Here is a 25,152-nt window from a genome sequence, read left to right on the forward strand (position 1 = left end):
TGATACAGAGCAACTTAACGAGATGTAAAAACGTAACATTCTTGCAATCAATGTTTCAAAGGAGGACTTTAGAAAAAGTGATTAATTACACGCTGTGAAATAAAGATCGCCCCTTCTGTTCACCGTCAAAAGAATCGTAAAAAATGCTGATCCCTTCGAAATTGAGCCGCCCGGTGCGGCAGCAAAATACAGTGGTTCGCGATCGTCTGCTGACGAAGCTGGCGACTGCGTCAAATTATCGCCTGACTCTGGTCGCCAGCCCGGCCGGCTACGGGAAAACCACGCTGGTGGCGCACTGGGCGGCAGGAAAAAGCGATCTCGGCTGGTACTCTCTGGATGAAAGCGATAATCAGCCCGAGCGTTTTGCCAGCTACCTGATTGCCGCCGTGCAACAAGCCTGCGGCGGTCATTGCGTGAAAAGTGAGGCGCTGAGCCAGAAGCATCAGTACGCGAGTTTGTCCGCACTGTTCGCTCAGCTTTTCGTGGAACTTTCCGACTGGCACCGCCCGCTTTTGCTGGTGATCGACGATTATCACCTCATTTCCAACGACGCCATCCACGAAGGGATGCGTTTCTTCCTGCGCCATCAGCCGGAAAACATTTCGCTGGTCGTGCTTTCGCGCACCCTGCCGCCGCTGGGCATCGCCAATATGCGTGTGCGCGAACAACTGCTCGAACTCAATGCCTCACATCTGGCGTTTACGCACCCGGAAACGCAGCAGTTTTTCGATAACCGTCTTAAAGATCCGATCGATCAGGCCGACAGCAGCCGCCTGTGCGATGACGTCGCGGGCTGGGCTACGGCGCTGCAGCTGATTGCGCTCTCGGCGCGCCAGTCGACCACCTCTTCGCAACAATCAACACAGCAGTCCGCGCGCAAACTGGCCGGTCTGAATGCCAGCCATTTATCCGAATATCTGGTGGATGAAGTGCTGGATCGCGTTGATGCGCCCACCCGCGATTTCCTGCTGCGCTGTTCGTTGCTGCGTTCGATGAATGACGCCCTGATTGTGCGGCTGACCGGAGGCGACAACGGCCAGCAACGGCTTGAAGAGCTGGAGCGTCAGGGGCTGTTTATTCACCGCATGGATGACACCGGCGAATGGTTTAACTTCCACCCGCTGTTTGCCACGTTTTTGCGTCAGCGCTGCCAGTGGGAACTGTCGGCCGAACTGCCGCAGATTCACCGCGCTGCCGCCGAAGGCTGGCTGGCTCTGGGTTTCCCCGCCGAAGCCATCCATCACGCACTGGGCGCGGAAGACACCGATATGCTGCGCGACATTCTGCTGCAACATGCCTGGGCGCTGTTTAATCAGAGTGAACTGGCACTGCTGGAAGAGTGCCTCGCCGCGCTGCCTTACGACCGTCTGATTCAGAATCCGAAACTGGTGCTGTTGCAGGCCTGGCTGGCACAAAGTCAGCACCGTTATGCCGAAGTGGAAACGCTTCTGGCCCGCGCGGAAAGCGAAATGCAGCAACGCAACATCGTTATGGAACAGGATCTGACCGCAGAATTTGACGCCCTGCGTGCGCAGGTGGCGATCAACGACGGACGTCAGGATGAAGCCGAAAAACTCGCCGCCGACGCCCTGCGTTTTCTGCCGTATGAAAGCTATTACAGTCGCATTGTTGCCACGTCGGTGACGGGCGAAATCCAGCACTGCAAAGGTGATTTAACCCGTGCGCTGCCGCTGATGCAGCAAACCGAGCAAATCGCCAGGCGTCACGAAGCCTATCACTACGCGTTATGGGCGCTGCTGCAACAGAGCGAAATTCTGATTGCTCAGGGCTTTTTGCAGGCGGCATTTGAAATGCAGGATCGCGCCTTTGAACTGGTCCGCGAACAGCATCTTGAACAACTGCCGATGCATGAATTTTTACTGCGTCTGCGCTCACAATTATTGTGGTCGTGGTCCCGTCTGGATGATGCCGAAGACGCGGCGCGTCAGGGGCTGGACGTGCTGACCAACTTCCAGCCACAGCAACAATTACAGTGTCTGGCGATGCTGGCGAAATGCTCGCTGGCGCGGGGCCAGCTCGACAATGCGCATCATCATTTACAGCGCTGTGAAAGCCTGCTCAAAACCGGGCAGTATCACATCGACTGGATGACCAATACCGATAAACCGCGGGTGATTTACTGGCAGATGATCGGCGATAAATCCGCGGCGCGGCAGTGGCTGCAACAGGCGCGTAAACCGGACATGGCGGATAACCATTTTCAGCAGGGACAGTGGCGCAATATTGCCCGTATGCAGATTTTGCTCGAACAGTTTGATGAAGCCGAAGTGGTGCTCGACGAACTGAATCAGACCGCGCGTCAGCTACGTCTGACCAGCGATCTGAACCGTAACCTGCTGCTGAGCAACCTGCTTTACTGGCAGACCGGCCGCAAAAGTGACGCGCAGCGCGTGCTGATTGAAGCGCTCGAGCTGGCGAACCGCACCGGGTTTGTCAGCCATTTCGTGATTGAAGGGGAAATGATGGCGCAGCAGCTGCGTCAGCTGATTCAGCTCAATCTCTTGCCGGAACTGGAACAGCGCCGCGCGCAGCAAATTCTGCGGGAAATTAATCAGCATCATCGCCATAAATTTGCGCACTTCGACGAAGGCTTCGTGAATAAATTACTGACCCACCCGCAGGTGCCGGAGCTTATCCGCACCAGCCCGCTGACGCAGCGAGAATGGCAGGTGCTTGGCCTGATTTACTCCGGCTACAGCAATGATCAGATTGCCGGTGAGCTCGATGTTGCCTCGACCACCATCAAAACGCATATCCGCAATTTGTACCAAAAACTGGGCGTTGCCCACCGTCAGGAAGCCGTTCAGCAGGCGCAGCATCTGCTTCAGGTCATGGGCTACGGGGCCTGATCCGTCATACCCTCTTTTCATCATTCTCTTTTCATAACACACCGGCTGTTTATGGCGGTGTGTTATGCCTATTTCGCATGAATACGGGCGAACATTTTTTGCTCACAATGAAAATCCGGTGATATAATGTGACCGTTGTCACACTTTTTAACTTCACCATTTTCTTCAGTAAAGCCCATTGCCAACCCGCGGTTACAGCCTTCAGGCTGGTCTGGCTTCGTGCAAACGGCTGTAGTGAGTAAGGATTTTTATCGATGGGTACGTTAACTGCCGGATTTATCATGATGCGCTGGGAACTGCTGAGCGCCTTTTTAATGTTCTGCACCAGCCAGCTTAATATTGTTTGCCGCCAGTCCAGCCGCAATACCATGGCGTTTGTTTGCAGCGGTATCGGCCTGACCGTCACCTGTTTCTTCGTGATGAGCCTGATGGGAATGAGCTATAACGCTGAGGCGATCGCGCAATTCTGGTCCACGACGAAAGACGTGTTCTTCGACGTCATGAGCAAAACCCCGACCGATATGTCTTACTATTATTGATCTTATTCTCTGATCGGTATTGACGATTTTTAAGGGGCAGAACGTACGGTTCTGCCCTTTTTATTGCCCATTTTCTGTGCTCCCGCCGCGATTTTGTTGCTTATTTACGCAACGAAATGCCATCTAATCCTAAATTTAAAAATTTGCGCGATGCGTCGACTGTCTTTTTGTACCTATCTGCCTGATTACCTGTACATTGCGCACTGTCCCGCAGGATAAAAAGATAATGTGTTGATGCCTCAAACTATTGATTGCTAATAGTTGAACGGTCGTATTAGATTCTCACACTATACTTTTCTTAGAATGATCATTGTTTTGTTTGCTTCAGGCTGCTGAATTTTCACTATTTTGGCATCCCTGCTTATGGCTGAAGGAATTCCGATGAATACGCATCACGTGCTTGGCGCGTTAGTGTTACTGGTAAGCTCTGCCTCGTCACTGGCCGTTGAAACAACGGGTATCCCGCAGGATCAGGTAAAAGAACGCAACGCGTTCATTGCCGACCTGATGAAAAAAATGACCCTTGATGAAAAAATTGGTCAGCTGAATCTGGTCACCGTTGGCCCGGATTATCAAAAAGAAGCCATCATGGCGGACATCAAGGCCGGTAAAGTTGGCGGGGTATTTAATACAGTCACGAAGCCTGATATCCGCCGTATGCAGGATGAAGTCAAAAACAGCCGCCTGAAAATCCCTCCTTTTTACGCGTATGACGTTGTCCACGGACAGCGTACGATTTTCCCGATCAGCCTCGGTCTTGCATCCAGCTGGGATATGCAGGCGGTCTTCACCAGCGCGCATATCGCTGCCGTGGAAACGGCCGCCGATGGCCTGAACATGACCTTCGCGCCGATGGTGGATATCACCCGCGATCCACGCTGGGGCCGTGTGTCCGAAGGCTTTGGCGAGGACACTTATCTGACCTCACGCCTCGCGCACGAAATGGTCACCGGCTTCCAGGGCAAAGATCCGTCTGCGCCTGATGCCGTCATGGCGAACGTGAAGCACTATGCGTTGTACGGCGCTGTCGAAGGGGGCCGCGAGTACAACACCGTCGACATGAGCCTGACCCGCATGTTCAACGATTACATGCCGCCGTACAAAGCCGCGATTGATGCCGGTGCCGGTGGTGTGATGGTTGCACTGAACAGCGTCAACGGCATCCCGGCGACCTCCAATACCTGGTTGCTGAAAGACATTCTGCGCGACGACTGGCAGTTTAAAGGCCTGACCGTCAGCGATCATGGCGCGATTGGCGGGCTGGTCAAACATGGCGTGGCCGAAGACGATCGTCAGGCCGCCGCGATGGCGCTGAAAGCGGGCGTGGATATGGACATGGCCGACAACATGTACGGTAAGTATCTGAAAGGATTACTCGCCGACGGGCTGGTCAGCCAGCAGGATATCGATCGCGCCGTACGCGACGTGCTGGCCGCCAAATGGGATATGGGCCTGTTTGTTGACGAGTACCGCCATTTAGGCCCGGCGTCGAGCGACCCGGCTGACACCAATGCCGAAACCCGTCTGCACCGCAGCGAAGCGCGTGAAGTCGCACGCACCTCGCTGGTTCTGCTGAAAAATGACAACCAGACCTTACCGCTGGCGAAGAAAGGTACGATTGCCGTGGTCGGTGCGCTGGCTGACAGCAAACGCGACGTGATGGGCAGCTGGTCTGCCGCCGGTAAAGCCGCTCAGGCCGTCACCGTATTGCAGGGCATGAAAGACGTGCTCGGCGATAAAGGCACGGTGCTGTACGCGCGCGGGGCAAACGTCACCGACGATCAGGCGATGGTCGATTTTCTCAATTCCTACGAAAAACAGGTCATTAACGACCCGAGAAAACCACAGGACATGATCGACGAAGCGGTGAAAACTGCTGAGAAGGCCGATGTCGTGGTGGCCGTGGTCGGTGAAGCTCAGGGCATGGCGCACGAAGCCTCCAGCCGTTCTGAGCTGAATATCCCGCAAAGCCAGCGCGACCTGCTGAAAGCGCTGAAAGCCACCGGTAAACCGCTGGTTATCGTGCTGATGAACGGCCGTCCTCTCACCCTGACGTGGGAAAACGAGATCTCTGATGCGATGCTGGAAACCTGGTTCAGCGGCACCGAAGGCGGCCATGCGATCGCCGACGTTCTGTTTGGCGATTACAACCCGTCAGGCAAACTGCCGATGACCTTCCCGCGCGCTGTCGGCCAAATTCCGTTGTATTACAGCTTCCTGAATACCGGCCGTCCGTTTAATCCGCAGCATCCGGATAAATACACCACCCGCTATTTTGATATCACCAATGGCCCGCTGTTCCCGTTTGGCTATGGCCTGAGCTACACCCGTTTCAGCGTGTCTGACGTGAGTTTGTCTTCCACCACGATGGACGCCAGACACCCGCTGACCGCCAGCGTGACGGTGAAAAACACCGGTAAAGTCAGCGGCGCGACGGTGGTTCAGCTGTATCTTCAGGACGTGGCGGCCTCGGTCAGCCGTCCGGTCAAAGAGCTGAAGAATTTTGAAAAAATCACCCTGCAGCCTGGTGAAGAGAAAACCGTTACATTTGCGATCAATGAAAAGGATTTACGTTTCTTCAACGACAAGTTGAAATGGGCGTCTGAACCCGGAAAATTCAACGTATTCGTAGGGTTAGACTCTCAGGATGTGAAGCAGACCAGCTTCCTGTTGAAATGATTTTTCGGGCTCAAATCGGAGCTCGGCGTGCAGTCTGAAATTTGTCTCTGACAGGCGGGTTACCGGTAACGGAGCCCGCCCGTTCTGAGCAGTAATTTCTGTCTGGCGACTGGATATATAACCGACAGTTGCTAACCTTAAATTCAATGTGTTACGCCCTCTCGCCCTTTATCCGCCTGTTGCGGAGCGTTGCGAGTGTGCTGAACAGAGTAAACTCCGTCTGTGATGACTGTCGCCATGTCGCCACACCGGCGGCGTATAGCGTTCTTTGCGGAGAAACATTCCATGGTCGACTCTCAAGATGCCTCCATTTTGTACCTACATTTCGGTACCCCACGCCCGTACTGGCGGTTGGGTTCCGACAGCAATGCACTGGAGCTATCCGCTGAGAAAGGCATCGTCAACGTAGCGATTTCCCTGACGCAATGGCAGGCAGGGAAAATCAGACAACTGACCGGGATCACCTCAAGCTTCACGCTGGATATTTCGCTGTTCGGATCTCCCGTTCGCCTGTATCTGGTGGGCCGCAAAATCGACAGCAAAGCCTGGGCGGGTACGGCGTCGGCTTATCAGGATACTGAATCCGTCGCACACGATCTGGAAGTCGGCCTGACGTTCGCCGAGCAGGTGGTGTCTGAAGCCAATTCGGTCATCGTGATCATCGATCAGGAAGGCAAAATCCACCGTTTTAACCGCTTAAGCGAAGAATACACCGGCCTGCGCGAAGAAGACGTCATCGGGCGCAGCGCCTATGATCTGTTTATGTCGATGGAAGAAGGGCTGGCGTCGCGCCAGAACATCAACGGCTTCTTTCAGCACCAGCAATCCTATGAAGTCGAACGTTGGATCAACACGGTGAAAGGCCAGCGGTTGTTCCTGTTCCGCAACAAATTTGTTCACAGCGGCAGCGGCAAGCAGCAAAAATATCTGATTTGCTCCGGCTCTGACATTACCGATGAACGCAAAGCGCAGGAGCGGCTGCGCGTTCTGGCCAACACCGATTTAGTCACCGGTTTTGCCAACCGTAACGCCTTGCAGGAATCTCTCGCGAAAGCGCTGAAAGAACGTGGTGATGACAAAGTTGGCCTGATTTATCTGGATCTGGATAACTTCAAAAAGGTCAACGACGCCTACGGACATATGTTTGGCGATCACCTGCTGCGCGCGGTATCCGATGCCATTCAGGATTGCCTGTCGCCCAACGATAAACTCGCGCGATTAGGCGGCGACGAATTCATTATTCTCAGCACGCACGCTGAAATCCACACACTGGAAGAACTGAGCCAGCGCGTATTGCGCCGTCTGGGCTTACCCTTCCGCATCGGCCTGATTGAAGTCTATACCGGCTGTTCCGGCGGTATTGCGATATGCCCGGAACACGGCACCGATGGCGATACGCTGCTGCAAAACGCCGATACCGCGATGTACGTGGCGAAAGAAAAAGGCAAAAACGCGCACTGCGTTTTCTCGCAGGAAATGAATCAGAAAGCCGCGGAGTACATGTGGCTGGATACGCATTTACGCAAAGCGCTGGCCGAGAAAGATCAGCTGGTTTTGCACTATCAGCCGAAAGTGTCTTTGTACGGCACCGTGCAAAGCGTCGAAGCGTTGCTGCGCTGGCAATCGCCGGAGCGCGGGCTGATTCAGCCGCAAAGCTTTATCCCTTACGCCGAAGAGTCTGGCCTGATCACGCCTATCGGAAAATGGGTGATTGAAACCGCGACCCGTCAGGCGACGGAGTGGCAGAAAAAAGGCCTGAATCTGCGCGTTGCCGTTAACCTTTCCGGGCGGCAGCTCAACAATGGTTCCTTCATCACCACGCTGTCCGATGCGATGAAAAAATCCGGAATGAAAGGCTGTCTGCTGGACTTCGAGCTGACGGAAAGCTGCCTGGTGGAAGATGAAAGTGCCGCCGTCGTGATGATTAATCAGTTACACAAACTGGGTGCGCAGGTGCATCTGGATGATTTCGGTACTGGTTATTCGTCGCTGTCGCAACTGGCGCGCATTCCGCTCGACTGTATCAAGCTTGATCAAAGTTTTATTCGCGGAATCAATGACAACCCGGTTTCTCAGGCGCTGGTACGGGCTATTGTGGCGGTGGCAAAAACCCTGCAACTGACGGTGGTCGCAGAAGGTGTGGAAACCCCGGAAGAAGAAAAACTGGTCGATGAAATTGGTGTGGACAGCAAACAGGGCTTTCTTTACGCCAAGCCAATGCCCGCGAATGAACTCGAGCACTGGCTTGAGGAAAAAATAGTTGCTTCACCCAATGTTTTTAAACATAAAGCAAAACAGAAATAGCGCCAGTGACGGGCTGTTTCTGCCTGCTGCTAGCCGGTTTTACGCAGTGATGCGGTATGCCGGTTTTGCAGCATGACCAGACGCTCCATATAACTCAGATCCTTTTCCTCCAGTGTAAATGCGGCGTCCACCCAATCTTCCGTAATATCCATCAGTTCTGAGCGGGACAGCTGCAGCACACGCTGACGTGCCCGGATCATCGCACGGATCCCGTTGAGTTTTGGCCGCAGGACATCCATAAAAGTTCGTGTGGCATTGAAAGCCTCGCCGGGCTGGAACAACACATCGACCAGCCCGCGCGCCTCGAACCACTCTGCCGTATGTGATTCACCCGTGGAAATCAGCTCCTCCGCCAGCTTCATTCCGGCTTTACGTGACACCAGAGAATAGCCCCCCATTCCGGGGAACAGGTTGAACGCAATTTCCGGGAACCCCATGCGCGCGGTGTTTTGCGCCAGGACGTAATGATGCGCCAGCGCCGCTTCGAATCCGCCGCCCAGGGCGGTGCCTTCGATCATCGACAAACTGATGGCGCCGACATCAAACCCCCGCGCCGCCGCATGGACACAGTCAACACAAGCCCGTGCATACGCACGTAAGGCCTCGCGTTTGTTATTGATGATGGATTCAACAAAGAAACTCAGATCACCGCCCACATTGTACATATTGGGCACAAGCGATCCGGTCACCCAAAAATCAAAACGCAGCCCCGACGCCTTCGCGGCGTAGGTCAGCGTCATGATGTCTTCAATGAGCTCCTGATTAAAACATGGACGTGGATAAGACCTGAGCATCATCCACATGACATTACGGCCTTCTTCATAATAGGCTGCAATCTGGGACAAATGCCCGGCTTCGGTAAACGGGCGGCAGGCTGTATGGTCAATAAGATTCATAGTATATATCCAGGTTAGGAATGAAGTTTTAGGGTGAAGCAGCTCCAGCCTAGTCCAGCTCTAACCCGAACTGAATCGATTCGAGATTGTTTTATAAAAATAATCCTAACCGTAACGATTCAACAAAAAAATGTTAAAAATAAACAACCTGCACACAATAAATATTGTGTAAAAACAAAGAAATAATTAATTTATCTGCTACGACGTGATGTTTACCTCTCCGCTAAATAAACATCCTAATTAAAGAACCACCCTTAATAATATGCGTAATAGTTAATTAACACTCAGGGATCCCCTACAGTGACGCCTATCACAATCATCGCGTGCTAACTTTCCAATTCTCCTGCCAGACGCTAAATTGAAATTATCTCATCCGACCACTTAAGAGAATTCCATGACTGAACGCGCGTTGCCGTTTTACCCGCACCTGCTGGCGCCCCTGGATTTAGGTTTTACGCAGCTGAAAAACCGCGTGCTGATGGGGTCCATGCACACCGGCCTTGAAGAGCTGGAAGACGGGCCGGAGCGTCTGGCGGCCTTTTATGCCGAGCGTGCGGCAGCGGGCGTCGGGCTGATTGTGACGGGCGGAATTTCGCCGAATGCACAAGGCGTCGTTTATCACGGCGGTTCGGTTCTGGCGGAGCAGGAACACATTCAGCATCACCGCGTGGTGACGCAGGCCGTTCACGACGCGGGCGGTAAAATTGCGCTGCAAATCCTGCACGCCGGACGTTACAGCTATCAGCCGCATCCGGTCGCCCCTTCGGCACTTCAGGCACCGATTAACCGCTTCACGCCTCATGCCCTGACCGAAGACGAAATCGAATCCACACTGGAGGATTTCGCCCGCTGCGCCAGACTGGCGAAAGAATCCGGCTATGACGGCGTGGAAATCATGGGCTCGGAAGGCTATCTGATTAATCAGTTTCTGACGGCACGCACCAATCACCGCACCGACCGCTGGGGCGGCAGTGTGGAAAACAGAATGCGTTTTGCCACAGAAGCGGTCCGCCGCGTGCGTGAGATTTGCGGGCAGGAATTCATCATTATTTACCGCTTATCGATGCTGGATCTGGTCGAGGAAGGCTCGGACTGGCAGGAAGTCGAAATGCTGGCGCAGCGCATCGAACAGGCCGGCGCCAGCATCATCAATACCGGCATCGGCTGGCACGAAGCGCGCATTCCGACCATCGCCACGATGGTGCCGCGCGGCGCATTCAGCTGGGTGACGCAAAAACTCATGGGCAAAGTCAGCATCCCGCTCATCACCACTAACCGCATTAATGACCCCGAGGTGGCGGAGAAAATTCTCGCTGAAGGTTGCGCCGATATGGTGTCGATGGCGCGCCCGTTCCTTGCCGATCCGGCGTTTGTCGAGAAAGCCGCACAGGGCCGGGCGGATGAAATCAACACCTGTATTGGCTGCAACCAGGCCTGTCTGGATCAGATTTTTGCGGGTGAAGTGACGTCCTGTCTGGTGAACCCGCGCGCCTGCCATGAAACACAAATGCCGGTCGTGCGTGCGCAGCATTTCAAACGCCTTGCCGTGGTCGGCTCGGGACCGGCCGGTCTGGCCTTTGCAACAACCGCCGCCAGCCGCGGGCATCACGTCACGCTGTTTGACGCCAATACCGAAATCGGCGGGCAGTTCAACGTCGCCAAACAAATCCCCGGCAAAGAAGAGTTTTATCAGACGCTGCGCTACTACTCGCGCCAGCTTGCCCTGCTCGGCGTGACGTTGCGCCTCGGTGAAATCGTCAATGCCAGCCAGCTGAGCGGGTATGACGAAGTGATCCTCGCCTGCGGGATTTCGCCGCGCCTGCCGGACATTCCGGGGATCAATCATCCGCGCGTACTGACGTATCTCGACGTCCTGCGTGATAAAAAACCGGTCGGCCAGCGGGTGGCGATTATCGGCGCAGGCGGGATTGGTTTTGATACCGCCGAATACCTCATCCACAGCGGCCCGTCATCGAGCCTGAGCAGCAGCGCGTTCAGCCATGAATGGGGCATTGACCAGACGCTGACGCACCGCGGCGGCCTTGCGCCACAAGGCCCGCAGCCGGAACTGGCCGCGCGCGATATCGTTTTGCTGCAACGTAAATCCACCAAAGTCGGTGCGGGACTGGGTAAAACCACCGGCTGGATCCACCGCGCCAGCCTGTTGCAGCGTGGCGTAAAAATGCAAAGCGGCGTCAGTTACGAACGCATTGATGACGCGGGTTTGCACCTCGTCATGAACGGCGAACCGGTGTGTCTGGAAGTGGATAACATCATTATCTGCGCCGGACAGGAGCCGCAGCGCGCGCTGTATCAGCCGTTGCTGGACGCCGGAAAAACCGTGCATCTGATTGGCGGCGCGGACGTCGCGGTAGAACTGGACGCACGGCGCGCCATTGGTCAGGGAACAAAACTGGCACTGGAGATCTGAGGGACTATTCAGTCAAAAAAAACCAGACGAAAAAAAAGCCGCGAGAGCGGCTTTTTTAACAGCGAGTCGGATGCGTGAACATCAGCTGACCCGGCAATTTTTACAACTCTGCATGTTGGAGAATGTCGCTGCCATTCTTCCGGTATGATTTTGTCGCTTACCGACCTGACCCACACCAGGGTGCCTGCACGAACCCACATTCCTTTCAGAATGCTTCATATTTTAACAGCCAAGGGCGTATGTTGGCTGCGAACGTCAGTATACATTATAGGCATAACAACACCAACAGGCATTGGCTCCACCGCCCTCGCCGCCGGGCCTTACAAATCACTCAGCAGGCAAATCGCGCTGTGACATTGAATATCAACCCGCTCAAGCTCTTCCCTCGCATTCAGTAACGTCGTCCCAGTAGAGAGCAAATCATCGACCAGTAAAACAGGCCCTTTCATTATCAAACGTAAATCGCAGACAGGGTTCAGTTTCAATGGCCGAAAATATTCGCGAATATTGTTTTCGACCAGTTTCATCGAAAATAAGGTATTCGGCGGGACTTTATTCAGCTCAGCGAGAACACGGTTAACATCAGATTTATGTCTGGTTTTAGGAACCACGTGGCGCTGACGATACTCAGCAAGAATTTCTGTCGCAGTCCGCTTACAAAACGCATTACTGACCATGTTACCGCACAATTTTCTGGCGATACGGCGTCCAAATTGTTCTGCCAGCGCAGAGGAGGACGGCATTGTGAGTACAGATGCAAAAGGCAAGCCGAGAAGAGTTTTGTCGACGATTGCTGAGAAAGTCGGTTTGAATGCATGCAGTTCAGATTTACTGATCGTAAAACCGTTCAAAGATTTCAGGGCATAGATCAGGGGATTACCATCGCGCCTGAGGTCGCCTTGTTTAGTGCGGGTATAAATACTGAAAATATTCAGGCAGGGATTTCGCCCGACTTTGGACTTCTTGGGATTTAAGTGAACGCCCGTAATCACCCGATGTTCGTGGGCATCGTTAAATTTCACTTCCCTGTTAACCGTAACGTCAATACCCAATGCCTTCTCCCTGAAAGCTCCCGGCCTTTATTTAAAAATCCTGCAATAAGGCCGGGCAATTATCTATTTTACCAGAACATTAAATCAGTGCTGAGCCGCCGTTTTCACCGCGCGCAGGATCACGAACTTCTGGTTGGTGGCGATGGTTGTGCAGTTGCCAAACAGGCGACGCAGTTTCTGGTAGTAATCCAGATGACGGTTGCCGACGATGCGCAGCTCGCCGCCGGTTTGCAGGCAACGTTTGGCGTCGCAGAACATGCGCCATGCCGTGTCATCACTGACGACCGTGCCCTGATGGAACGGCGGGTTACACAGCACGGCGTGCAGCGTTTCACGTTCAACGCCTGCCAGCATATTGTTCACTTCGAAATGACAGCGGCTCAGATCTTGCGGCAGGTTGTTTTCAACGTTCAGACGGCTCGATTCCACCGCCATGTAAGACTCATCGACAAACAGCATTTCGGCATCCGGGTTCAGCGCCAGCGCGGTCATGCCGATCACGCCGTTACCGCAGCCCAAATCGGCCATGCGCCCTTCGATGCCTTCCGGCAAATGTTGCATAAAGAAGCGCGCACCGATATCCAGCCCGCCGCGTGAGAACACGTTCGCGTGGTTTGAAATACGGAATTCGCTGTCGTCCAGCGCCCATTCGGCAATCACCGGTTCTGCCGTTTGCGCTGGCAATGTGGCTTCACAATGGATCAGACGCGCTTTTTTCCATGCCAGACTGGTTTTGGTCGGGCCGAGGATTTTCTCGAACAGTTGCAGCGTCGAGGTGTGAATATCACGGGCTTTGGCACCGGCGATAATCTGCGTATCCGCCGTCACGACTTCGCGCAGCGCCAGCAGTTGTTGTTCCAGCAGCGCCAGCGTTTTTGGCACTTTAATCACGACCAGGCCCGGATTGATCGGCAACGGCACCAGGCTGCTTTGCGCCGCCACGCTGTCTTCGTCAAAACCGTTATCACGCAGGTTATGACGCATCGCCAGCTGGCTCATGAACGAGTCGTTAATGCTGGTCGGATTGAATTCCTGCAACGCACAGGCCAGCGTGCCAAAAGCATCGTTGAAAATCAGCAGCGGACGGCCGTTGAGCGCGTCGGTGTTCAGGGTTTGCAGCAGATATTCATCGGCCGCTTCCCATGCCTGCAACTGCGTTGCCGCGTCATCCTGCGGATAACGTTCCAGGTTCAGTTGCAGTAACTGTCCACCCACTTCGAGTTCGAATTGGCTCATTGGCCCTCCTCAATATTCAATTTGCGCTGTTTATCCCCTAATTTGGGCTATCAGTAAAATGTTTTTTCAGTTAAAAAGGGGTTTATCTGCCTGATCCCAGCGATCGCTCCAAAAACCACGCTTAACGATCCGGCACCTTTTCCCCGGCAATAAGAGACAAAGCAAACAGTTATGCCTGAATTGACCTATCTGCAAGGCTACCCCGAGCAACTTCAGGCTCAGGTGCGCCAGTTAATCGAACAGGAACGTTTAGGTAACGTGTTGCTGTCGCGCTACCCCGAGCCGCACGTACTGACCACAGACAAATCGCTCTATCAGTATACGCTCGACCTGAAAAACCAGTTTTTACGCAGTTCATCACCGTTAAGTAAAGTGGCTTATGACAACAAAATCCACGTGATGAGACACGCGCTGGGGCTCCACACCGCCATTTCCCGCATTCAGGGCGGCAAGCTGAAAGCCAAAGCAGAAATCCGCGTCGCCACCGTCTTTAAAAGTGCGCCGGAAGCTTTCCTCAAAATGATCGTGGTTCACGAACTCGCGCACCTGAAAGAAAAAGACCATAACAAAGCGTTCTACAGCCTTTGCTGCCACATGACGCCGGACTATCATCAGTTAGAATTTGATACGCGCATGTACCTGACGCATCTGGAAATATTCGGCAAGTTGTACCAATGATTAATCCGTCACCCTATTAATGAGGTCGTTATGATTCGCTTTGCTGTAGTCGGCACCAACTGGATCACACAGCGTTTTATCGATGCCGCGCACGAGAGCGGTAAAATGAAGCTGACCGCGATTTACTCCCGCACGCTGGACGGCGCGAAAAAGCTCGGCGAGGATTATCCGGTAGATCATTATTTTGATTCCCTTGAGGAAATGGCCGCGTCCGATCTCATTGATGCGGTGTATATCGCCAGCCCGAATTCCCTGCACTGCCCGCAATCCCTGCTGTTTCTCAGCCATAAAAAACACGTCATTTGCGAGAAACCGCTGGCCTCAAATCTGGCGCAAGCCGAAAGCCTGATTGCCTGCGCGAAAGAAAATAACGTCGTACTGTTCGAAGCGTTTAAAACGGCCTATCTGCCGAATTTCCTGCACATGAAAGGCGCACTGAGCCGTATCGGTACGCTGCGTAAAGCCATCCTGAATTACTGCCAGTATTCATCGCGTTATCCGCGCTATCTGGCCGGTGAAAACCCGAATACTTTCAACCCGGCGTTTTCTAACGGGTCGATTATGGATATCGGCTATTACTGCCTGGCGAGCGCCATTTCGCTGTTTGGCGAGCCGGAATCGGTAACCGCCACCGCCGTCCTGCTGGATAGCGGCGTCGACGGTCAGGGCACGGTGATTTTGTCGTATGCGGATGATTTCGAAGTGGTGATTAACCATTCCAAAATCAGCGATTCCCTTCTGCCAAGCGAAATTCAGGGCGAAGAAGGCACATTGCAGATGGAAAAGCTGTCTGAGTGCCAGACGCTCAGCCTGACGCCACGCGGCGGCCAGAAGCTGGATCTGACGCAGCCACAGCACATCAATACCATGCTGTATGAAGCGGAAACTTTTGCGATTCTGGTGGATAACCAGTTTGTCGCGCACCCGGGGCTGGAAGTATCGCGCATCACCGCCAAAGTGCTGACGGAAATCCGTCGCCAGACCGGCGTGGTGTTCCCTGCCGACCAGCAGCCTGCTTAATCTCTGCCAGTACGGAAATTTTTGTTAATTGGGATTTTCATTCATTGGGATTTTATTAATTGGGAGTAACAGATGACTGCACCCGGCCAGAAACCGTTATTGATTTTGCAGACCGGCCACGCGCCGGAGCCTATCCGCCGCGCCCACGATAACTTCCCGCAGATGTTTATCCGTCAGGGGGATATCGATCCCCGGCAGGTCGTGATTGTCGATTTACAGGCCGGTGAGCGCCCGCTGCCGCCGGAAAATTACTGCGGTGCCATTATCACCGGTTCGCGCAGCATGGTGACGGAACATCTGGCGTGGAGCGAGGAAGCCGCCGACTGGGTGCGTCTGGGCATGTTGCAGGAATTACCGATGTTCGGTGCCTGTTACGGCCATCAGTTGATGGCTTACGCGCTGGGTGGCGAAGTGGATTACCATCCGCAGGGCATTGAGGTTGGCACGCACGACGTCACGCTGACGCCCGCCGGACATCTCGATCCGCTGGTTTCACAGCTTCCGGCGCAGTTTGCGGCGAACCTGATCCATCTGCAAACCGTTATCACACCGCCGCCGACGGCCACGGTTTTAGCCAAAACGCTGCACGATCCGCATCAGATCCTGCGCTACGGGCCGAACGCGGTCAGCACGCAATTTCACCCGGAATTCAGTCTGGCGGTAATGAAAACGTATCTGTCATGGCTCGGATCGATTGCCGAAGACGACAGCGTCGACTTTGCCGCGCAGGCTCAGCACCTGAGCGAAACCCCGCTCAGCCGCGGGCTGTTACTGGCGTTCGTCAGTGCACTCGGCAAGCGGGTGGCGCTGGCGGGATAATGAACCATAATGTTTCTGAATGTTTGACAGTGGATACATTTTGTATTATTTTCCGGATTGCAAAGGGGAGTAACTTCTTCGTCGGATAATCGTCATTACGGTGTCTGGATCCGCGCTTAAGCGCCGTCTCAGCCACCCGGTTACCGGGCAATCAGATATATTCTATGAATATATCTTGGTTGTAAGTGAGACCTTGCCGGAAGGCGAGGTTTGCTTATAGCTCAGAGAGAGCGGCTAACGTCTTCCGACGCTGGCCGTTTTTTTTGATGTTTTCTCGAGGATAAACCGATGATGAACTCCGTAGGCAACCCGATTCTCTGGGGCTCTTTTGCCGTGGTAGTGGTTATTATGCTCGCTTTCGACCTGCTGTTGCAGGGCCGCAAAGGCGCGCAAACCATGACCATGAAAAGTGCCGCACTGTGGTCGCTGGTGTGGATTGGCTTGTCGCTGTTATTTAACTTTGGCTTCTGGTGGTATCTCAACGGCGAGTTTGGCCGTGAAGTGGCGGACGCCAAAGCGACCATGTTCCTGACCGGCTATCTGCTGGAAAAAGCGCTGGCGGTCGATAACGTCTTCGTCTGGCTGATCCTGTTCAGCTACTTCTCAATTCCGGCAAACCTGCAACGCCGCGTGCTGATTTACGGCGTGCTCGGCGCAATCGTCCTGCGTACCGGTATGATTTTCGCGGGCAGCTGGCTGGTGGGGCAATTTAGCTGGATCCTGTACGTGTTCGGCGCGTTCCTGCTGTTCACCGGTATCAAGATGGCGCTGGCGAAAGACGATGGCGGCGAAGTGGGCGAGAAGCCGGTGATCCGCTGGCTGCGCAGCAAAATGCGCATGACCGACGATTTGCAGGGCGAGAAATTCTTTGTCCGCCGCAACGGGATTCTGTTCGCCACGCCGCTGCTGCTGGTGCTGATTATGGTGGAACTCAGCGACGTGATTTTCGCGGTCGACAGTATTCCGGCCATCTTCGCCGTGACCACTGACCCGTTCATCGTGCTGACGTCTAACCTGTTCGCCATTCTCGGCCTGCGTGCGATGTACTTCCTGCTGGCGGGCGTGGCGGAACGTTTCACAATGCTGAAATACGGTCTGGCGGTGATCCTGATTTTCATCGGTATCAAGATGCTGCTGCTCGACGTGTTCCACATTCCGGTGGGGATTTCGCTCGGCGTGATCGCGTCGATTCTGATTATCACCCTGCTCATCAACACCTGGGTGAACCGTCGTAACGACCGCTTAAAATCGCAAGAATAAGTCAATACTCATCGCAGAATGAAACGAACGGGCACTTGTGAGTGCCCGTTATTTTTACTGCCAGCCGTAACGGCGTACAAACCAGCCTTTCACACACTGCGTCAGCACCATGTAACCGGCCAGGATCGCGATGAGCCACGGGAAGTAGCTCAGCGGCAGCGCCTGCAATTGCAGGAATCCGGCGACCGGCGAGTAGATCAGCGCGATACCGGTAATGACCACCATCAGCGTCATGATGCACAGCGGCCAGGACGCGCGGCTCTGGATGAACGGCACTTTGCGCGTGCGGATCATGTGGACGATCAGCGTCTGCGACAACAGCCCCTCGATGAACCAGCCGGACTGGAACAGCGTCTGCGCTTCCACGGTATTGGCTTTAAACACCCACCACATCAGGCTGAACGTCAGAATGTCGAATACGGAACTGATCGGCCCGAAGAACACCATAAAGCGGCCGATATCCCCGGCGTTCCAGCGCTGCGGTTTTGCCAGCTGTTCTTCATCGACGTTATCAAACGGGATCGCCACCTGAGACACATCGTAAATCAGGTTCTGAATTAACAGGTGCAGCGGCAACATCGGCAGGAACGGCAGGAAGGCGCTGGCAACCAGTACGCTGAAGACGTTACCGAAGTTAGAACTGGCGGTCATTTTGATGTATTTCAGCATGTTGGCGAAAGTCCTGCGCCCTTCCGTCACGCCCTGCTCCAGCACCATCAGGCTTTTTTCCAGCAGGATAATATCGGCGGCCTCTTTGGCGATATCCACCGCAGAATCCACGGAAATACCGATATCCGCCGCACGCAGTGCCGGAGCGTCATTGATGCCGTCGCCCATAAATCCGACCACATGCCCTTCGCCGCGCAGCACGCGCACGATCCGTTCTTTGTGCATCGGCGTGAGTTTGGCAAAGACCGTGGTTTCGCGGGCAACGTGAAGCAGCTGTACGTCGTCGAGTTCGTCGATATCGCTGCCAATCAGTACGTTATCCGCCTTTAAGCCGACGTCTTTGCAGACTTTACGCGCCACCAGCAGGTTGTCGCCGGTGAGAATTTTGACGGTCACGCCTTTGCGTTGCAGGGCTTCCAGCGCCGGTGCGGTGCTCTCTTTTGGCGGATCGAGGAACGCGATATACCCGGCCAGAATCAGGCTGGATTCGTCGGTCACGCCGTAACCTTGCGTGCGCGAAGGCATCACTTTGTGCGCAACCGCAACCACGCGCAGCCCCTGCTGGTTGAGGTCATCAGTGATGCGGCGAATGCGCCCGAGCAGCACATCGGTCAGCGGAACAATCTCACCGTTAAGCTGTACCAGCGTACAAATCGACAGCATTTCTTCCAGCGCGCCTTTGCAAATCAGACGGTGGTTCTGATCGTTTTCAGCCACCACCACGGACATCCGGCGGCGGTCGAAATCAAACGGAATTTCATCGACCTTCAGCGAATTATGCCCATTGCTCACGTCGCCTGCGTCCAGTACCGCCACGTCGAGCAGGTTTTTCAGGCCGGTCTGGTAATGGCTGTTCAGCCACGCCAGATGCAGCACCTCATCGCTGGTTACGCCAAGCACGTCGGTGTGGCGTTCGAGAACGATTTTATCTTGCGTCAGCGTGCCGGTTTTGTCGGTACAGAGAATGTCCATCGCGCCGAAGTTCTGGATCGCGTCCAGACGTTTGACGATGACTTTCTGGCGCGACAGTTTCACCGCGCCTTTCGCCAGCGTGGACGTCACAATCATCGGCAGCATTTCCGGCGTCAGCCCGACGGCGACGGACAGCGCAAACAGCGCCGCTTCCCACCAGTCGCCTTTGGTGTAGCCGTTGATCACCAGAACGACGGGCGTCATCACCATCATAAAGCGGATCAGCAGCCAGCTGACTTTGCTGATGCCTGCCTGGAAAGCATTCGGCTGGGTGTCTTCCTGCACCACGCGTTCGGCAAGCTGGCCGAACCAGGTTTTGGTGCCGGTCGCAATCACCATCGCGATTGCCGTGCCACTCACCACGTTGGTGCCCATAAAGCACAGGGTATTCAGCTCCAGCGGATCGTTCGCAATAGGTTTCTTTTCGCAGGGATGTTTTTCAACCGGCAGGGATTCGCCGGTCAGCGCCGCCTGGCTGATAAACAGATCTTTGGCGGAGAGAATACGCAAATCCGCCGGGATCATATCGCCCGCTGACAGCTTGATCAGATCCCCTGGCACCAGCTGGCTGATGGCAATTTCGACCGTTTCACTGCGGCCGGTTTGCGCGTCACTGCGCAGCACGGACGCGGTGTTGCTGACCATCGCTTTCAGCGCATCGGCCGCTTTGTTGGAACGCGCTTCCTGAATGAAGTGCATGAATGTCGAGATAAACACCATCGCGCCGATGACCAGCGCAGCGGTCAGATCGTCGGTGGCGTAAGACACCATGCCGAGCACGGTGAGCAGCAAATTGAACGGGTTACGGTAGCAGTGCCACAGGTGCAGCCACCACGGCGCAGGCTGTTGATCGCCGGTCTGATTGAGGCCGGAGACTTCGCGGATCGCCTCAGCTTCCTGTTCAGTCAGCCCTTCCGGATGGCTGGCAAATTGCAGGTAAAGTTGGTCTTCGGTTGCACGGGCACAGGCCTGACAATGCGCTGCCATCGCCGCAGGCACCGCCTGTGCGGCGCGGCCTGGCACGGTTTCGAGCATCGGGTCGCGACGAACTAAACGACGCGGAAGATTACGGCTGAGCGCATTGAGCAGCCGGGAAGTTATATTTTTGAACATCATTCGCACCTTTGTTTCGCCCACGGCAAAACCGCCACAAGCATGGCAAAAGGATTTTATAAAAACAGGGCGAACGAAAAAAAAACGTGCACCACTGCTCACCAGATAACGTCACGGCAAGCAGCAGCAAAGGCGGGTGCTTACCGGATCACAACGGACCTACAGAATTGGGGTCGGGTTCCATCAGGTTTTCACCTCCGGTAAGGAACAGTTTGGAAATTCATAGCCGTCGGGCAGGAAAATCCGTTAGGGTTATCAGGAATAAGTGGATATACCTTCGATAATTCGCGCAGTATACGCCGGTGAACTGCAACCAAAATTAAACCTGATCAACTTATTAATCATCCCTAAAACAACCATACAAAAAAACTATGCAAAATCGCCTGACTATAAATGACATTGCCCGCCTGAGTGGCGTCGGAAAATCCACGGTATCGCGTGTGCTGAATAATGAAGGCAATGTCAGCCCGCAAACCCGTGAGCGCGTTTTGCAGGTGATTGAGCAGGAGCATTTCAGCCCGTCAAAATCGGCACGCGCCATGCGCGGGTTCAGCGACAAAATTGTGGCGATTATCGTGTCGCGTCTGGATTCTCCTTCGGAGAATCAGGCGGTTCGCGCCATGCTGCCGTTGTTTTATCAGCAGGGATACGACCCGATTGTGCTGGAAAGTCAGTTCAGCGCCGAACGCGTGAAAGAGCATCTGCAGGTGCTGAAGCAGCGCAATATCGACGGCGTGGTGTTGTTTGGTTTTACCGGATTGTCGGCGCAAATGCTGACGCCGTGGAAAGATAAACTGGTCATGTTGGCGCGCGATATGCCGGGGTTGTCTTCGGTCTGCTACGACGATGCGGGCGCGGTGCAGCTGCTGATGCAAAAATTGCTGGCGCAGAATATCCGGTCAATTGGCTTTATCGGCGTGTCTGCGCACGACACCACCACCGGGCAACGGCGCAGCGAGGCGTACCGGGCTTTTTGTCAGGAACATCACCTCACGCCGCACATTGCGCTGGGTGAACTCACTTACCAGAGCGGTTTCGAGCTGATCCCGCAATTGCTCAGCCGCAAGATTCAGGCAGTGATTTGCGCCTCCGACACCATCGCGATTGGCGCGCAGAAATACCTGCAACAGCAGCAAATCCGCGACGTACAGGTTTGTGGCATCGGGAATAATCCGTTGCTGCATTTTCTGTTTCCGGAATCCCTGTCGGTTGAACTGGGTTATGGCGCAGGCGGAGAAGCCGCCGCGAAGCAGCTTCTGGCGCAACTCGACGGCTCCGCAACGCTGCAACAACTGATGATTCCCGGTCAGCTCGCCGTTTGATTCCCCCCTCTTTCTTTTTCTGAATAACAGAAACTTTGTGATCGTCCCGGCAAAACCGGGAACGTTCCCGGACAAGTTCCCACCGCCTTCGCTATGCTTGAACCGTTCCCTACCTCAACGACAAATTTACGCATACCTATAAAAGGCCACCTCCTATGAGCAAGGTAAAACAACAGGATGTTGATCAGCTGATCGCCCTCGTGGGCGGCAGTGACAATATCGCGATGGTGACTCATTGCATCACGCGTCTTCGTTTTGTCCTCAATGATCCGTCCAAAGCTGACCCGAAAGGTCTCGAAGCCTTGCCGATGGTCAAAGGCTGCTTCACCAACGCCGGTCAGTTTCAGGTGGTTATCGGCCCGGAAGTGGACGACTACTACAAAGTGCTGATCGCCAGCACCGGCAAAAGCGAAGCCGGTAAAGAGCAGGCGAAAGTCGCCGCCCGCAAGAATATGAGCTGGTTTGAGCGCGGTATTTCGCACTTCGCTGAAATCTTCTTCCCGTTATTACCGGCGCTGATCAGCGGCGGTCTGATCCTCGGTTTCCGCAACGTCATCGGTGACATTCCGATGAGCGGCGGCCAGACGCTGGCGCAGATGCACCCGCTCTGGCAATCCATTTACGACTTCCTGTGGTTGCTGGGCGAAGCGGTGTTTATGTTCCTGCCGGTCGCCGTGTGCTGGTCGACCGTGAAGAAAATGGGGGGAACGGAAATTCTCGGCATCGTGTTAGGCATCACGCTGGTTTCACCACAGCTGATGAACTCCTACAACCTCGGTCAGCAAATTCCTGAAGTGTGGAATTTCGGCTGGTTCACCATCGAAAAAGTCGGTTATCAGGCGCAGGTTATTCCTTCCGTTCTCGCCGGTATGGCGCTGGCGATGATTGAAAATGGCCTGAAACGCATCGTGCCGAATTACCTGTATCTGGTGATTGTGCCGGTCACGTCGCTGATTATTGCCGTCTTCCTGGCGCACACGCTGATCGGGCCGTTTGGCCGCATGATCGGCGACGGCGTGGCCTTTGCAGTGAAATTCGTGATGACCGGCAGCCTCGCGCCCGTCGGTGCTGCGCTGTTTGGTTTCCTGTATGCGCCGCTGGTGATCACCGGTGTGCATCAGACTACGCTCGCCATCGACATGCAGATGGTCCAGAGTACCGGCGGCACCCCGGTCTGGCCGCTGATCGCCCTGTCCAACATTGCACAGGCCGCTGCCGTGGTCGGCGTCATTATCGTCAGCCGTAAACACAATGAACGTGAAATTTCCGTGCCTGCCGCCATCTCCGCGTTCCTCGGCGTAACCGAACCGGCGATGTACGGGATCAACCTGAAATACCGCTTCCCGATGCTCTGCGCGATGATCGGCTCTGCTTTCGCCGGGCTTATCTGCGGCCTGTTTGGCGTGACGGCAAACGGCATCGGCGTCGGTGGCCTGCCGGGCATTTTGTCCATCAAACCGCAGTTCTGGAGCATCTACGCGCTGGCGATGCTGGTGGCGATTGTGGTTCCGATCATCCTGACCGTGCTGGTTTATCAGCGTAAAGCCCGGCGTGGCGAACTGGCAGTGGTGTGAAACAGATGTTGAATAAGGAAAATGCGATGAGCAGCGAATTGCCGTGGTGGAAAAACGGCGTGATTTACCAGATTTACCCGAAGAGTTTTCAGGACACCACGGGCAGCGGCACCGGCGATATTAACGGCATCACGCAACGTCTGGATTACCTGAAAACACTGGGCGTTGACGCGCTGTGGCTGACGCCGGTGTACCTGTCGCCGCAGATCGATAACGGCTACGACGTGGCGGATTACTGCGCGATTGACCCGGCTTACGGCACGCTGGAAGATTTCGAGCGCCTGACCCGCGAGGCGCATCAGCGCGGCATCCGCATCGTCATGGACATGGTGTTTAACCACACGTCGACGCACCACGAATGGTTCCGCCAGTCGCAGGATCCGGCCAGCGTTTTCCGTCCGTTTTACATTTGGCGCGACAGCGCGCCAGAAGGCGGGCCGCCGAATAACTGGCGTTCAAAATTTGGCGGCGGCGCGTGGGCGTGGCACGAAAACAGTGGGCAATATTATCTGCATCTGTTTGCCACCGAGCAGGCGGATCTCAACTGGGAATACCCGCCGGTGCGCGAGGCGCTGAAAAAAGTCTGTCAGTTCTGGGCGGATAAGGGCGTCGACGGTTTACGTCTGGATGTGATCAATCTGGTGTCCAAGCAGCAGGATTTCCCGGCGGACGATACCGGCGATGGCCGCCGTTTTTACACCGACGGTCCGCGCATTCACGAATTTCTGCAAGAGTTTAGCCGCGACGTTTTCAAACCGCTCGGGCTGATGACGGTCGGTGAAATGTCATCGACCAAACTGGAGCATTGCCGCCGCTACGCCGCCAATGACGGCAGCGAATTATCGATGACGTTTAACTTCCATCACCTGAAAGTCGATTATCCGAACGGTGAAAAATGGACGGACGCGCCGCCGGATTTCGTGCAGCTCAAGCAGATTTTCCGCGAATGGCAGCAGGGAATGCACGGCCACGCCTGGAACGCGCTGTTCTGGTGTAACCACGATCAGCCGCGGATTGTCTCGCGTTTTGGCGATGAAGGCGCACTGCGCGAAACGTCCGCGAAAATGTTGGCGATGGTGCTGCACGGTTTGCAGGGCACGCCGTACATTTATCAGGGCGAAGAGATCGGCATGACCAATCCGGGCTTTAAACATCTTGAGCAATACCGCGATGTGGAAAGCCTGAACATGTTTGCTGAACTGAAATCCGACGGGCGCAGCAACGAAGAGCTGCTGCGGATCCTGGCGCGAAAATCCCGTGATAACAGCCGGACGCCGATGCAATGGAACGACGGCGATCAGGGCGGTTTCACCACCGGCACACCGTGGATTTCGGTCAGCCATAACGTAAAAGACATCAACACCGAACAGGCGCTGGCGGATAAAAACTCCGTATTTTATCTCTATCAGCAACTGATTCAGCTGCGCAAAACCGTACCGGTGCTGACCCACGGGGATTATCAGGATCTGCTGCCGGAACACCCGCAGTTGTGGTGTTACCAGCGTGAGGCAAACGGGCAAACGTTGCAGGTGATGGCGAATCTGAGTGATGAAAATCAGGCCGTCGTTCTGCCTGATTTCGAAGGCAAAACGCTGCTGAGTAACTATGGTGATGAACCGGTTTCAGGCCGTCTTCGTCCTTACGAATGCCGCTGGCAACTCCTCGCGTAATCTGAATTTTCACATCTGTCGGGTCAGTCACATCGTTGGCTGACCCGT

Annotated in this window: 16 protein-coding genes; 12 read left to right on the forward strand and 4 right to left on the reverse strand. The window is 54.7% G+C overall.

The window, feature by feature from the left end; all coding sequences use genetic code 11:
• The first annotated feature begins 143 nt into the window (after positions 1-143).
• The 4 genes from malT to pdeR all read left to right on the forward strand — a co-directional run bounded on the left by malT (position 144) and on the right by pdeR (position 8,392).
• Positions 144-2,870 carry an HTH-type transcriptional regulator MalT gene (gene malT / locus BV494_RS14115; protein ID WP_104923450.1) on the forward strand — a complete coding sequence of 909 codons (2,727 nt, stop codon included), beginning with the start codon at positions 144-146 and terminating at the stop codon, positions 2,868-2,870.
• A 254-nt stretch (positions 2,871-3,124) separates the two neighbouring features.
• Positions 3,125-3,409, forward strand: coding sequence for a YjcB family protein (locus BV494_RS14120; protein ID WP_104923451.1), 285 nt, complete (start codon positions 3,125-3,127; stop codon positions 3,407-3,409).
• A 381-nt stretch (positions 3,410-3,790) separates the two neighbouring features.
• The gene (gene bglX / locus BV494_RS14125) at positions 3,791-6,088 is read left to right on the forward strand and encodes a beta-glucosidase BglX (protein ID WP_104923452.1); all 2,298 of its coding nucleotides are present in this window, start codon (positions 3,791-3,793) and stop codon (positions 6,086-6,088) included.
• 285 nt (positions 6,089-6,373) lie between these two features.
• Positions 6,374-8,392 carry a cyclic di-GMP phosphodiesterase gene (pdeR, locus tag BV494_RS14130; protein ID WP_104923453.1) on the forward strand — a complete coding sequence of 673 codons (2,019 nt, stop codon included), beginning with the start codon at positions 6,374-6,376 and terminating at the stop codon, positions 8,390-8,392.
• Positions 8,393-8,421: 29 nt separating this feature from the next.
• Here the strand turns inward: pdeR and BV494_RS14135 are convergent, their stop codons facing one another.
• Positions 8,422-9,288, reverse strand: a complete 867-nt coding sequence (locus BV494_RS14135) for a crotonase/enoyl-CoA hydratase family protein (RefSeq protein WP_104923454.1) — start codon at positions 9,286-9,288, stop codon at positions 8,422-8,424.
• Positions 9,289-9,682: 394 nt separating this feature from the next.
• Between BV494_RS14135 and BV494_RS14140 the strand changes: the two genes are divergently transcribed.
• Complete coding sequence (locus BV494_RS14140) at positions 9,683-11,719, forward strand: NADPH-dependent 2,4-dienoyl-CoA reductase (RefSeq protein WP_104923455.1); 2,037 nt, start codon at positions 9,683-9,685, stop codon at positions 11,717-11,719.
• Positions 11,720-12,039: 320 nt separating this feature from the next.
• Here BV494_RS14140 and BV494_RS14145 read toward each other — a convergent pair whose 3' ends face one another.
• Positions 12,040-12,771 (reverse strand): phosphoribosyltransferase, encoded by a 732-nt coding sequence (locus BV494_RS14145; RefSeq protein WP_104923456.1) that lies wholly within the window; start codon positions 12,769-12,771, stop codon positions 12,040-12,042.
• An 84-nt stretch (positions 12,772-12,855) separates the two neighbouring features.
• Entirely contained in the window at positions 12,856-14,007 is a 1,152-nt protein-coding gene (gene rlmG / locus BV494_RS14150; RefSeq protein WP_104923457.1) for a 23S rRNA (guanine(1835)-N(2))-methyltransferase RlmG, read from the reverse strand.
• Between the two features lie 171 nt (positions 14,008-14,178).
• Between rlmG and BV494_RS14155 the strand changes: the two genes are divergently transcribed.
• From BV494_RS14155 to BV494_RS14170, 4 genes are all read left to right on the forward strand, one after another.
• Entirely contained in the window at positions 14,179-14,685 is a 507-nt protein-coding gene (locus tag BV494_RS14155) for a M48 metallopeptidase family protein (protein ID WP_104923458.1), read from the forward strand.
• Between the two features lie 30 nt (positions 14,686-14,715).
• A complete protein-coding gene (locus tag BV494_RS14160) occupies positions 14,716-15,705 on the forward strand; it encodes a Gfo/Idh/MocA family protein (RefSeq protein WP_104923459.1) in 990 nt (329 codons plus the stop codon).
• A gap of 72 nt (positions 15,706-15,777) precedes the next feature.
• Positions 15,778-16,524 (forward strand): glutamine amidotransferase, encoded by a 747-nt coding sequence (locus tag BV494_RS14165; protein ID WP_104923460.1) that lies wholly within the window; start codon positions 15,778-15,780, stop codon positions 16,522-16,524.
• A 288-nt stretch (positions 16,525-16,812) separates the two neighbouring features.
• Positions 16,813-17,784 carry a TerC family protein gene (locus BV494_RS14170; protein WP_104923461.1) on the forward strand — a complete coding sequence of 324 codons (972 nt, stop codon included), beginning with the start codon at positions 16,813-16,815 and terminating at the stop codon, positions 17,782-17,784.
• 54 nt (positions 17,785-17,838) lie between these two features.
• Here BV494_RS14170 and mgtA read toward each other — a convergent pair whose 3' ends face one another.
• Positions 17,839-20,541: a magnesium-translocating P-type ATPase gene (gene mgtA, locus BV494_RS14175; RefSeq protein WP_104923462.1), complete on the reverse strand. Its 2,703-nt coding sequence runs from the start codon at positions 20,539-20,541 to the stop codon at positions 17,839-17,841.
• A gap of 368 nt (positions 20,542-20,909) precedes the next feature.
• Between mgtA and treR the strand changes: the two genes are divergently transcribed.
• From treR to treC, 3 genes are all read left to right on the forward strand, one after another.
• The gene (gene treR / locus BV494_RS14180) at positions 20,910-21,860 is read left to right on the forward strand and encodes a trehalose operon repressor TreR (protein ID WP_104923463.1); all 951 of its coding nucleotides are present in this window, start codon (positions 20,910-20,912) and stop codon (positions 21,858-21,860) included.
• 155 nt (positions 21,861-22,015) lie between these two features.
• The gene (gene treB, locus BV494_RS14185) at positions 22,016-23,434 is read left to right on the forward strand and encodes a PTS trehalose transporter subunit IIBC (protein WP_104923464.1); all 1,419 of its coding nucleotides are present in this window, start codon (positions 22,016-22,018) and stop codon (positions 23,432-23,434) included.
• Between the two features lie 26 nt (positions 23,435-23,460).
• Positions 23,461-25,104: an alpha,alpha-phosphotrehalase gene (treC, locus tag BV494_RS14190; RefSeq protein WP_104923465.1), complete on the forward strand. Its 1,644-nt coding sequence runs from the start codon at positions 23,461-23,463 to the stop codon at positions 25,102-25,104.
• Positions 25,105-25,152 lie beyond the last annotated feature (48 nt).

Origin of the sequence: Rahnella sikkimica, from assembly GCF_002951615.1 — a bacterium.
GTDB lineage: Bacteria > Pseudomonadota > Gammaproteobacteria > Enterobacterales > Enterobacteriaceae > Rahnella > Rahnella sikkimica.

What these genes read in the sequence shown, in the direction of transcription:
- malT (WP_104923450.1), top strand. Translation starts at nt 144, where the DNA reads ATGCTGATCCCTTCGAAATTGAGCCGCCCGGTGCGGCAGCAAAATACA.
- BV494_RS14120 (WP_104923451.1), top strand. Translation starts at nt 3,125, where the DNA reads ATGGGTACGTTAACTGCCGGATTTATCATGATGCGCTGGGAACTGCTG.
- bglX (WP_104923452.1), top strand. Translation starts at nt 3,791, where the DNA reads ATGAATACGCATCACGTGCTTGGCGCGTTAGTGTTACTGGTAAGCTCT.
- pdeR (WP_104923453.1), top strand. Translation starts at nt 6,374, where the DNA reads ATGGTCGACTCTCAAGATGCCTCCATTTTGTACCTACATTTCGGTACC.
- BV494_RS14135 (WP_104923454.1), bottom strand. Translation starts at nt 9,288, where the DNA reads ATGAATCTTATTGACCATACAGCCTGCCGCCCGTTTACCGAAGCCGGG.
- BV494_RS14140 (WP_104923455.1), top strand. Translation starts at nt 9,683, where the DNA reads ATGACTGAACGCGCGTTGCCGTTTTACCCGCACCTGCTGGCGCCCCTG.
- rlmG (WP_104923457.1), bottom strand. Translation starts at nt 14,007, where the DNA reads ATGAGCCAATTCGAACTCGAAGTGGGTGGACAGTTACTGCAACTGAAC.
- BV494_RS14155 (WP_104923458.1), top strand. Translation starts at nt 14,179, where the DNA reads ATGCCTGAATTGACCTATCTGCAAGGCTACCCCGAGCAACTTCAGGCT.
- BV494_RS14160 (WP_104923459.1), top strand. Translation starts at nt 14,716, where the DNA reads ATGATTCGCTTTGCTGTAGTCGGCACCAACTGGATCACACAGCGTTTT.
- BV494_RS14165 (WP_104923460.1), top strand. Translation starts at nt 15,778, where the DNA reads ATGACTGCACCCGGCCAGAAACCGTTATTGATTTTGCAGACCGGCCAC.
- BV494_RS14170 (WP_104923461.1), top strand. Translation starts at nt 16,813, where the DNA reads ATGATGAACTCCGTAGGCAACCCGATTCTCTGGGGCTCTTTTGCCGTG.
- mgtA (WP_104923462.1), bottom strand. Translation starts at nt 20,541, where the DNA reads ATGATGTTCAAAAATATAACTTCCCGGCTGCTCAATGCGCTCAGCCGT.
- treR (WP_104923463.1), top strand. Translation starts at nt 20,910, where the DNA reads ATGCAAAATCGCCTGACTATAAATGACATTGCCCGCCTGAGTGGCGTC.
- treB (WP_104923464.1), top strand. Translation starts at nt 22,016, where the DNA reads ATGAGCAAGGTAAAACAACAGGATGTTGATCAGCTGATCGCCCTCGTG.
- treC (WP_104923465.1), top strand. Translation starts at nt 23,461, where the DNA reads ATGAGCAGCGAATTGCCGTGGTGGAAAAACGGCGTGATTTACCAGATT.